The organism is Flavobacterium sp. W21_SRS_FM6 (assembly GCF_052119645.1).
Classification (GTDB): domain Bacteria; phylum Pseudomonadota; class Gammaproteobacteria; order Enterobacterales; family Alteromonadaceae; genus Paraglaciecola.
In genome coordinates this window covers 120,925-132,262 of record NZ_JBGQOM010000012.1, presented here as the reverse complement: position 1 = coordinate 132,262, position 11,338 = coordinate 120,925, and the positions used below count along the sequence as shown (strand labels likewise).

9 protein-coding genes and 1 pseudogene are annotated in these 11,338 nt (G+C 43.5%); 1 reads left to right on the top strand and 9 read right to left on the bottom strand.

Going from position 1 to position 11,338, the window contains the following annotated elements:
• Positions 1-217: 217 nt before the first annotated feature.
• From ACEN2L_RS18010 to ACEN2L_RS17995, 4 genes and pseudogenes are all read right to left on the bottom strand, one after another.
• On the bottom strand, positions 218-385 hold the full coding sequence (locus ACEN2L_RS18010; protein WP_441745449.1) for a hypothetical protein: 168 nt from the start codon (positions 383-385) through the stop codon (positions 218-220).
• Between the two features lie 152 nt (positions 386-537).
• A complete protein-coding gene (locus ACEN2L_RS18005) occupies positions 538-1,365 on the bottom strand; it encodes a flagellin N-terminal helical domain-containing protein (RefSeq protein ID WP_306024077.1) in 828 nt (275 codons plus the stop codon).
• A 489-nt stretch (positions 1,366-1,854) separates the two neighbouring features.
• Entirely contained in the window at positions 1,855-2,685 is an 831-nt protein-coding gene (locus ACEN2L_RS18000) for a flagellin N-terminal helical domain-containing protein (RefSeq protein ID WP_306024078.1), read from the bottom strand.
• Positions 2,686-3,089: 404 nt separating this feature from the next.
• Positions 3,090-3,890: pseudogene (locus ACEN2L_RS17995) on the bottom strand (flagellin N-terminal helical domain-containing protein); the annotation flags it as partial.
• Between the two features lie 266 nt (positions 3,891-4,156).
• Between ACEN2L_RS17995 and ACEN2L_RS17990 the strand changes: the two are divergent.
• Complete coding sequence (locus tag ACEN2L_RS17990) at positions 4,157-5,098, top strand: hypothetical protein (protein ID WP_441745448.1); 942 nt, start codon at positions 4,157-4,159, stop codon at positions 5,096-5,098.
• A gap of 4 nt (positions 5,099-5,102) precedes the next feature.
• Here the strand turns inward: ACEN2L_RS17990 and flgL are convergent, their stop codons facing one another.
• Genes flgL through flgH form a run of 5 tightly spaced genes read right to left on the bottom strand, consistent with a single transcriptional unit; the run spans position 5,103 to position 11,335 of the window.
• A complete protein-coding gene (gene flgL / locus ACEN2L_RS17985) occupies positions 5,103-6,326 on the bottom strand; it encodes a flagellar hook-associated protein FlgL (RefSeq protein ID WP_306024081.1) in 1,224 nt (407 codons plus the stop codon).
• 22 nt (positions 6,327-6,348) lie between these two features.
• Complete coding sequence (gene flgK / locus ACEN2L_RS17980) at positions 6,349-8,532, bottom strand: flagellar hook-associated protein FlgK (RefSeq protein WP_306024082.1); 2,184 nt, start codon at positions 8,530-8,532, stop codon at positions 6,349-6,351.
• A gap of 27 nt (positions 8,533-8,559) precedes the next feature.
• Positions 8,560-9,501 carry a flagellar assembly peptidoglycan hydrolase FlgJ gene (gene flgJ / locus ACEN2L_RS17975; protein WP_441745447.1) on the bottom strand — a complete coding sequence of 314 codons (942 nt, stop codon included), beginning with the start codon at positions 9,499-9,501 and terminating at the stop codon, positions 8,560-8,562.
• A gap of 12 nt (positions 9,502-9,513) precedes the next feature.
• A complete protein-coding gene (locus ACEN2L_RS17970; protein WP_306024084.1) occupies positions 9,514-10,626 on the bottom strand; it encodes a flagellar basal body P-ring protein FlgI in 1,113 nt (370 codons plus the stop codon).
• Between the two features lie 13 nt (positions 10,627-10,639).
• Complete coding sequence (gene flgH / locus ACEN2L_RS17965; protein ID WP_372340959.1) at positions 10,640-11,335, bottom strand: flagellar basal body L-ring protein FlgH; 696 nt, start codon at positions 11,333-11,335, stop codon at positions 10,640-10,642.
• Between the last annotated feature and the right edge of the window lie 3 nt (positions 11,336-11,338).

Here is an 11,338-nt window from a genome sequence, read left to right as displayed (position 1 = left end):
ACTGGCAGGGTTAGAGATGAATACTGGCCTCTCAACCAAACTTCTACACTCTCAGTCTTGTTAGTTGGACGTTTTATTCAAATGTGCGGGTGTATTATAGAAAAAAGGCCTAGGCAAGTGCCTAGGCCAACTTGCTCACGTTAGGAGAACGAGCAAAGAAGGGTCAATCAACTAACCTAAGGTTTAGCTGATAAGCGACATAGTCGTCAAATTTCAATTAGTCTCTCAGCCTAACTTTCGTCAATAGCGTTTCAATAAACGCGGTAATTGGCTGAAAAAAGGCCGGGGCAAATACCCCGACCAACTTGCTCACGTTAGGAGAACGAGCAAACTCTTTACATACTAACATTGAGAGCATTGGGTCTTTTACGTTTTTAATGTTCATTTTTTTGACCTCAATTAATCAACGCTACTATTTCAATTCGTGATCTCAAGGGCATTCCCTTAAGGGTAGCCTTCCATGGCTTTAAAAGCGAATAGCCTTATTCGCTACGCGGGTGGCCTCTCATTTCCTACCCTCTTTTCATTCTCTTTTTACTATTGCAACAAGCTCAGGGCTGACTGCGGTCGTTGATTCGCCTGTCCTAAGACCGTAATGCTTGCTTGTTGAATGATCTGCCAACGGGTTAACTCTGCCGTCTCGACGGCAAAGTCTGTATCCCGAATACGACTTCTTGCCGCTGATACGTTCTCAGAAATATTACTTAAGTTGCGAATGGTTGATTGAAACCTGTTTTGCACCGCACCTAGATCTGCTCGTTTAGCATCAATTATCGAAATCGCTTCAGATACTTGTGTTAAGGCCCTCGAAGCACCGCCGATTGTTGCCACACTCACATCCGCCCCGGTAAACAATCCAGAGGTGCCAAAACCACCCGAACGCGATATATTAACGCTGATAGTCTGCCCAGCATTAGCACCAACCAAGAAAGCTGAGGAATATCCGCCATCCAATATGTTCACACCACCAAATTGCGTTGTAGAGGCAATTCGACTAATTTCTTGCTTTAGGGCAGACACCTCTTTTTGCAAGGCCAACCTATCAGACGAACCGTTAATACCATTTTGCGCCTGAACCGACAGCACTCGAATTCGCTGCAATGCACTGGTTATCTCGCCCATAGCGCCTTCGGCAGTTTGCGCCAACGATATTCCATCATTCGCATTTCTAACCGCCATATTCAAACCCAATACTTGCGTTGTTAAGCGATTGGATATTTGTAAACCGGCAGCATCATCTTTTGCTCCATTAATTCTAAATCCGCTTGATAAGCGCTCAAAAGCCGTACTCAAATTACTGTTTGAGGTAAACAACTGCCGTGTGGCATTGAGCGATGAAACGTTTGTACTCACATATAAACTCATATTTAGTTCTCCTAACCTGCCATCGACTTATTATTTTAATGACTGTGTCGATGTAACGGGCATTAACAAAGTTAAAGTTGGCACATTACATGCTTTATTTGTATCGCTAACTGGTACCCTGGTTAGCGCTTTGTTAAGTGTTTAATGCGCACCTACCAATGCAAAAAGTGCGAGCGTAAGCTCAAGCTGACAGTCAGGATTGATGGCTGAAACCTCAATACCTCACTACCTCCTGGCATCTCTTCTGCCTGTCAGCGATTTTCCAAAAAGCCAAAAGGCTCAATGGTTAATCATTATTTTCCGCTCGTTCATTTTCATTAAACGGCAGTATTACAACCTTAATAACTTTAACATCCCTCGGTCGATTGCAGCCTGCCCCCACAATTTGCAATTCGACCGATTTTTCTAAGTTTCCCTCAACTTATTTTGCAGCCTGCCCCCGCAGTTGCGTTTTTAGCGTGATCATCGCGCCCACCTTTTTGTTATTGCTTAGCCTTGTAATAAAGATAATGCTGACTGTGGACGCTGATTTGCCTGGCCAAGCACCGTAATACTTGCCTGCTGAATGATCTGCCAGCGGGTCAATTCTGCCGTTTCAACGGCAAAGTCTGTGTCACGGATGCGGCTTCTTGCTGCCGAAACATTCTCTGAAATGTTACTGAGATTTCGTATGGTGGATTGAAAACGGTTTTGTACCGCACCGAGGTCGGCCCGTTTAGCATCTATGATAGAAATCGCTTCTAGTACTTGGGTTAAAGCACGTGACGAATCAGCCACCGTTTCAACCGTTAAACTCGCTCCGCCCAATAGGCCAGATGAGCCGTATCCAGAGGTTCTCGATATATTAACGCTGATAGTTTGACCCGCATTTGCACCAACTAAGAATGCAGAAGAATAGGTACCAGACAAAATATTGACGCCACCAAACTGAGTGGTCGTTGCGATACGACTGATTTCCAGTTTTAAGGCTGACACTTCTTTTTGCAAGGCCAGTCTGTCTGCGCTGCCGTTGATACCATTTTGAGCTTGCACTGCAAGCACACGAATACGCTGTAGCGAAGTGGTGATTTCCGCCATTGCACCTTCAGCGGTTTGCGCCAGGGAAATGCCATCATTCGCATTTCGCACGGCCATATTCAAACCAAGTACTTGGGTAGTTAAACGGTTAGATATTTGTAGACCAGCCGCATCATCCTTCGCACTATTAATACGAAAACCAGATGACAAGCGTTCAAACGCGGTACTTAAATTGTTGTTCGACGTGAATAACTGACGGGTAGCATTCAACGACGAGACATTCGTGCTAACGAATAAGCTCATTTTTTCTCTCCTAACGATTTGATTGAAGCTCCACCAGACTATTTTTTTTATTAGCTGTCTTGGCGGTAACAGGATCGTATTTTTAGTATTATTTGATCTCTGTTAAGTCGTTCGCCTGTTGCTTTTATTAGTAGCGTAACGTCTATGCTTATGTATCGTATCGGAGGGGAAAAACCTTTAGACAAAAACACAAATAAATAAAATATAAATAAAACACGAGTAAAATCATGCGGTTATTTATATCTTATTAATGTCAGCCGGAGTTGCCCCCGGCCGTTAGCTCTTGTATCTGAGAGAGTGAGCAACGCTCTCTACTGTTTGACTCTATAACAACCTGGTCACTACCTCCTGGCATCTCAGTTTCAAACAGAAGATGGGTCTTTGTTATTTAACCAAACTCAGTATTAACCTAGTAAAGACAGGGCGCTTTGTGGTCTCTGGTTCGCCTGGCCTAATACGGTCAAACTTGCCTGCTGAATGATCTGATTTCGAGTTAACTCAGCGGTCTCAGTAGCAAAATCTGTATCACGAATTTGTGAACGTGCCGCGGAGACGTTTTCAGAAATATTACTTAAGTTTCTGATGGTAGATTGAAAACGGTTTTGCAATGCACCTAAATCAGCACGTGTAGCACCGATAGTAGAAATTGCGGCATCTATAGCTGTCAATGCACTTGTAGCGCCCGCTTCTGTGGCAACAGTTGTATCGCCAAGGCTTAAACCTGAAGCACCATAGCCGCCCGATTTATTTAAAGAAACAGCAATCGTCTGACCGCCATTGGCACCCACTAAGAAGGTTGCAGAGAATGCACCTGTTAGAATATCAGTACCACCAAATTGCGAATCAGTAGCAATACGTGATATTTCGGCTTTAAGCGCAGATACTTCTTTTTGCAACGCTAAACGGTCAGCTGAACTGTTGATACCATTCTGCGATTGCACGGCTAAGGTGCGGATCCGTTGTAAGGAAGTCGTTACCTCTGATAAAGCACCTTCAGCAGTTTGCGCTAATGAAATAGCATCGTTGGCGTTTCTCGCAGCTTGATCCAAACCTTGAATTTGTGTTGTTAGGCGGTCAGTAATTTGCAGACCTGCAGCATCATCCGCAGCTCTGTTAATTCTAAAACCTGATGACAGACGTTCAAAAGATGTATTTAATGACGTGCCTGAATTGAATAATTGACGTTGAGCATTCAACGATGAAACATTGGTATTTACATATAAACCCATGGTTGTACTCCTACACTCTCAGTCCAGCGTTGGCTGGCGATCGAATATGATTCGATTGGTTAAATAACACTAATAGAGTAATGACCTTTACAATAAATCATTACTACTGGCTCTCTCAGAAAATGTATCGACTCAGATAAAATTCCCTTTAACAAAATTTTGCCGTTTTTTTGAAAAACGGCAAAAACATGCCGCCATAAATTAGATATTTATTGATATTTCAATACTTTAGAAGAGTAAAAATGATGAATATAAAATTGAAATTAGATTGGGTGATACCGATGTGTATCACCGGATCGCACAATGCCTTCACTGACTTGTGCTTGTTTAAGGAAGAATTATATTGTTGCTTTCGTCACGCGCTCAATCATGTCAGTGATGACGGCACGATCAACATCTTTACTTTAAATGTCGAAGGCAAGATCATCGCAAGAAATCGAATTAGGCAAGAAAATTGTGATCTGCGTGATCCGAAAATAAGCCTCACTCCTGATGGTAAGCTGATGCTAATTGCTTATGCGCGCAGTATTCAAGTTGAGGGGCAAACTCGCCCGGCAAAAAATTTATGTTGGATTTCAGCCGATGGGCGGAGTTGGTCATCAGCCACGTCTTTTGCTGCAAACAATTGGTGGTTGTGGCGTGTAAGGTGGCATAAGTCGCAAGCCTACGGTTTTGCTTACAATCGCTCGGCAAACGCCATTGATTTTTACAAAGGCGACCCACGGCGTACATTTCAAAAACATGTGAGCAGCGCTTTAAGTTTACAAACTCATCAACTTGCTTATCCCAACGAATCGGATATGACCTTCATTGATAATTGTTGTTTTGCCATTGTGCGGCGAGACGCAGACAGCTACTCGGCGCAATTAGGCCATAGCAAATTCCCCTATAAACACTGGAAATGGCTAGATTTACGATTTTATCTTGGAGGCCCTGTAATGCAAGCTTTGAACAATGAACTAGCCCTTGTTGCAGGTCGTGTGATTCATAAAAACAAATTGGTCACCGCGGTATTCATACTTCAGCTATCAACCGGCATTGTAATCCAAAAGCTGTTTCTGCCATCAGGTGGAGATAACAGTTACCCGGGCATGGTAGTAATTGGGCAAACCTTGTATCTGAGTTATTACTCGTCTCATGTGGACAACAAAAGCCAAATTTACCTAGCTAAAATTTCGCTGTGATACGTTAAATGTAATCAAACAGAGAGTTACCTGTAACTCGACCAAAAGTAGCTTGCGCAGCCTGCAAGGCGGTTTCTTGTTTACTTAATTCGGACACCGCTTCGGCATAGTCAACATCTTCAATATTTGACCGTGCCGCTTTAATGGTAATTTCTAAATCTAAATTCGCTTCATAAACTGACTGTTTTACATTTAATCGTCCGCCAATAGCCGATGTCGCATCAGCAATACTGCTCAGTGCATTGTCTGACCCAACTAAAGCATCATTTAGTGCTTGCTCAAATTGAGTAGGGTCAAGGTTTTCATCACGCATGGCCACTACAAAATTATTTAGGGTTTCAGCAATATTCATTTTTTCTGGCGGATCAAGTTGAAAATTAACGGTATTACCCACCGTACCTTCCAAATTAAAGCTTATGCCCTTAAACGTGAAAGGCGAACCGGAAGCAAAACTGATGGTATCTAACACGGCACCACTGGCAACATGACTGACTTGAACCTGATTGGCAGCGGTAATAGCGATTTGGTATTGATTATTCGCAGCCGTGACGGCATCGTAATTAGCTTCATGAAATTTGTCGTAGGTGTTTTGTTGCTCGATACTCGACGATGCTGATGTGACGCCACTAGTGCTCGTTATTGATGATTTTAAACGTGCTAACACATCTTCAAATACCTCTTTCCCCGAATTGTTAACTGGTATTTTTACCGAATTTGATAACTTAATTTCATTCACGCCAGCATCGCCAGCGAAACTGTATTTGTTGCCCGAGGCACTTTGGTTAAAATCAAAAGCTGGCGAATTAGACTGGTAGCCGGCAAAAATGTATTCACCCATCGCATTTTGTGTATTCATTAAGCCAAATACTTCGTCGCGAATCTCTTCGATTTCGATGGCAATCGCTTTTTTGTCGCCACTGTTAAGCACGCCATTGCCACTTTGAACCATTAACTCACGAGCACGGTTGACTGCAGTATTGATACTACTGAGTATCGTTTCTTCCTGCTCTAAACTTGAGGTTAAAACATTGCTGTTTTTTTTGTATTGGGCGATGAGATCGATTTCTTCAGTTAAGCGGATAACCTGCGCTGCGCCGACCGGATCATCTGACGGTCGCAGGATCTTTTTTCCTGAAGACAGCTGCGTTTGCACATCAGATAAATTACCCTGATTCTCTAAAACGGCATTAATACTTCTATCGTAGAGTTGACCTGTTGATATCCGCATAACTAATTCTCATGATCCCTTATTAAACGATACTTAAAATAGTGTTAAACATATCTTGAGCTGTACCCAACAATTTTGCCGCTGCCGAGTAAGACTGCTGGAACCGGACTAGGTTTGCCGCTTCTTCATCTAGACTCACCCCAGACACGGACTCAAACCAATCTTTAGACTGAGCTTTTAAAGCTTTGGCTGCTTGCAAAGATATATCAGCACTGGCGGCTTTTTGACCGATATCACTCACAATATTGGCATAGGCTTCATGAAAACTAACCAAACTGTTAGACCCATTGCTGTTCAGCTGCATCGTATCGGCTTGCTGCAGACCGGACATAGCAAGACCATTACGGTTGTCATTAATACCATCGGTATTGTACGCAATACTAAAACTATCACCGGGTTTGGGTACGCCCTGTAGACTCAAATCATAACCAGGATAGTCGTCTAAAGCGCTGAAGGCTGCAGGCCATGCAGGCCCGGTACCACTAGCAGCAGCTTGGGCTAGCATATTGTTAAAGTCCGTGGTACCAGAAACGGTAGTAATGAGATTTCCGCCACTGTCTAATACTTGATATTCATTGGTAGCAGTGAATAAAATTTGTGCCGGAGCGCCCACGCCACCCGCTCCTGTGGGCGATGAGCCGGGTCCATGGATCCCGCCTGTACCATTAAAAGCAGAGGCTGCACTATTGGCAAAAGTATTATCGACTATGGTATTGGGTACGCTTGTTGAAACTAATTTTACATCGCCCAAATTATTCAAACTGGCTTCAACATGTAATGGAGAAGCAAATGCTAAATCTTCAGGTCTTGTCATCGCTACAATAATTTTATCTGCGGTGTTTTTAGTAGGCTGAACCAAAAACTTATCACCCGCGGAATAACTTGCGCCATCGGCAAATTCTAATTCAATACCGCCTAACACTGGATTAAAAGTCCCAGCCTGTGCGGTCAATGCATTTGCCCCTGAATACGTTTGAGTGATGTCATTGCCGTCGATGTCTTGAATAATCGAGCCATCAGGATTTAATGCAGTAATGATTACATTTACCGTTGGCGGAGAGCCTGCATTGACAGGCGGATTGGCAAAGGTGATCTCATAGTCTGCGCTAGTCAGTTGACTTGCCTGCCCTTCTGTTACTCTGCCTGTTACTTGTGATAAAAAGGTCGCGCTATTATTGGTTGAATAATTAAGACCTGCAAACTCCGGCAGTTCAAAAATATTACTGCCGAGTTGACTGTCAAAATCCATCCCCAATCTATTTTGGGTGTTAAGGGTTTCTGTAAGCGTTAAAGACACTTGGCCTAATTCACGGCGACTGCTTTCTAGCACCTCATCTCGATAGCGAAACAAACCACCAATAGTGCCGCCCATATTGGTTTCTTTAAGATTAATGGTAACTGGTTTACCTAAGCTGCTGGTTAATTGCAGAGATTTATAATTGCTATCAGCAGAATTATTCACAGTGAATACGTTAAACGATCCGTCTTGCATCACCAGAGATTCACCCGACGACAAATTAACAAGAATAGAACCGTCATCGTTGCCATTTTCTCTGGTTTCGATGGATATCAAACTCGCTAAATCTAGCACCGCTTGATCACGCTGATTTTTCAAGGTGCCGGGTTCTTCGTATCGATTATTGGACTGACTCACTCGAATAGCCGCATTCAGCTCTGATATGGATTTAACCAGTGAGTTAACTTTATCGATATTTGTTTGAACTTCTAAATTTAATTCTTTTTCTTTATCGCTTAAAAAGCCGGTCATACTGCCAATTTGACCGATTAGCGAATTTGCTTCACCTAGCACTAATTGTCGTGCGGCAATGCTTGTTGGATCATCGGCCGCCGTTTGCACTGCGGCAAAGAAACGACTCATACCACTAGAAATGCTATTCGCCTCACTGGCGAACACATTGTCGATAACCGCGGTTTTATCCCAATACTCTTGGTAATGACTTTCTAGAGTCGTATCTCGACGTAATTGATTTTGCGCGAAAGTATTGAGTACTCGTTCAGTAGTAGAGCGCCCTACACCACCGGTTAACTGTGACACAAAGTTAGTCCGCTCACGCACATAACCTTCGGTGTTCACATTGGCAATATTGTGCCCCGTGGTATTGAGCAACTGATTACTGGCATCCACACCACTTCGAGCGATTGACATTAAATCAGCGTTACGTGTCACGTTACTATTAGTGATCATAAAGATGTTTCCCTAATCAACAATAACTTATGGCTTAAACGCATTAATAATGTCTCCGTTGAATACTGACATGACTTTTTTAGCGTAATCAGGATCGGTGGCGTAACCCGCTTGTTGTAGCGCATTAAAATATTGCTCTGTTTGCTCACTTTGTTTTAAAGCCTGTTCATAACGCGGGCTGTTCTGTACAAAGTTCACGTAGTCTTGCAAAGCTTCGTTAAAATTCTGATAGGCCCGAAACGGAGACTTGGCAGTAATCGCTACCCCTTGATCAAATTCAATCGAGTCAACAAGGGCTTTTTCGCCTTGCCAGTTTTTATCCGCTTTTATACCAAACAGGTTATGGGTGTTTTGTCCCTTACCCGAATGGATCATGTATTTTCCCCAACCTGTTTCAACTGCTGCTTGCGCCAATAAGGCTTTGGGATCTAAACCAATTTGCTCTGCGGCCTTTTGCGCTGCAGGAAATAAGTGTTCTAAAAATGCTTGCGGACTAGCAAAACCGCTGGCTTTGTAGGCTGGTCCCACCGGGCCTAGAATCGTATCTTGAGCTTGAACAGTTGATTTTATTTTGTGGCGGTTAATACTCGACAAATTACCATCGTTACGAATAACAGAAGCAGGCGTGTAGCCATCATCGAGTTGACCGAGCTGCTTGACGATTATATCTGCCAAGCCCACACTGCCATTTGCAGCTAAATCATTGGCGAGCTGTTGGTCGTGCATATCACGATAAAATTTAACTTGTTCTGAATTAAAGGGATTATTTTCATCAGACAATACATCCTGTGCTTTACGCATAGATTTGAGCATCATTTGTAAAAAGATGCCTTCAAATTGCTTAGCCGCCTCCACCAATGCCTCTTTATCACCACTTTGCGCGGCGCGGCGCAGGGTGTCCAAGCCTTGAATGTCATTCGCGTTGCGTGACAATTCAAGTTTGTTTTGCATGATAGGTGACTGTTCCATAATGATTGCGCCTTAAATTACAACGAGCTCACCTTGAAGTGCACCTGCTTGACGCAAGGCTTCAAGAATCGCCATTAAGTCACCGGGAGCCGCGCCCACTTCGTTCACTGCGCGAACCAATTCATCTAAAGTCACGCCAGGATCAAATTTAAACATGCGCGTATCATCTAAATTCACATCGATAATCGATTGATTCGTAACCACTGTTTCACCGTCGGCCAAAGCATTGGGCTGAGAAACAGTTTGGTTTTCAGCTATGGTGACGGTTAGTCCACCATGCGTTATTGCTGCAGGTAATAATCTGACATCCTGACCAATCACAATGGTGCCGGTACGGCTATTAATAACCACGCGAGCTGGCGCTTTGGCTGGAACAAATTCGAAGTTTTCTAAGGTAGCTAAAAAGCCCACACGTTGCCCGACATCTCGTGGTGCGGAAACGCGCACCGAAGCAGCGTCAATAGGTGTGGCGATAATGTAGCCCTTGTCTGGATCGGCACCTAAACGTAAGTTGATGGTATCAGCTAAAATCTTGGCCGTAGAAAAATCTGGATAGTTGAGGTTGAGTGTCAAATAATCATTCTGCATAAATCCACTTGAAACAGCCCTTTCCACCAATGCACCATTGGCTATGCGACCAACCGTAGGCGTATTAGAGACAATTTTAGAGCCGTCAGCGCCTTGCACGCCAAAACCACTTACCACCAAACTACCTTGCGCTACCGCATAAATATTGCCATCAAGGCCTTTTAAAAACGTTTGCAGTAAGGTGCCACCTTGTAAACTTCCTGCTTCACCAATCGAAGACACCGTCACATCAATCGTTTGGCCGGGTTTAATAAATGGCGGCAATTCTGCATGTACCGCAACCGCTGCTACATTTTTAATTTTCGGTTTAACGTTACTGGCTAAACTAATTCCAAAATTAGATAACATGGTGCGGAAACTTTGTTCAGTAAAGGGACTTTGTTCTCCTGTACCAGGCAAACCGACGACTAAGCCATAACCCACTAACTGGTTACTGCGCACTCCTTGTACAGAGGCAAGATCTTTAATTCGTTGAGCTGAGGTTACAGGCGCGAGTAATAAACAGGCAATAAGCCCCATATTTAACATAGTACGCATTAGATTCTCCACCTTAAAAAGGCCAATATTCTGATGAGAAGAAACTGGACAACCAGCCCTCTTTTTGAGCTGAAGCAAACGTACCGGTGCCACTATATTGAATGCGCGCATTAGCTATTTTAGTAGAAACAATTTCGTTACTTGGACTCACATCTGCCGGGCGTACCACGCCTGTAAGACGAATATATTCGTTGCCATTATTTAACGTTAGCCATTTCTCGCCTCTCACTAGGAGGTTTTGATTAGGTAAGACTTGCACCACGGTGACTGAAATATTCCCGACAAGATTGTTACTTTGGTTGGCAGAAGCATCACCACTGAAATCTTTGCTAGCGTCTACACCAAGCTGGATAGATTGATTACCAATGTTGAGCGCTTGCCCACCCAAACCAATAATGGGATTAACATCCACTTGTGAACTTTTACTGTTTGATGTGCCTGCTGACTTAGTTGCACTGGTGTTTTCTTGTAAGTTAACCGTAATGATGTCACCTACTCGCCGAGCCTTTACATCAGAATAAAGACTGTTGGCCATTGCAACTTGAAAAATTGAGCCATCGTCTGCCACTTTTTGCTCAGGGACTTCTGAGATGATGGGGGCATAATAGGGATCGTTAGGCGAAATTTCGTGAGGAGTGCTTTGGCAAGCGCTCAACAGACTTGTTCCTATTACAATGCTTAATAATGTATTGATCCATTTTGCTGTCATCAT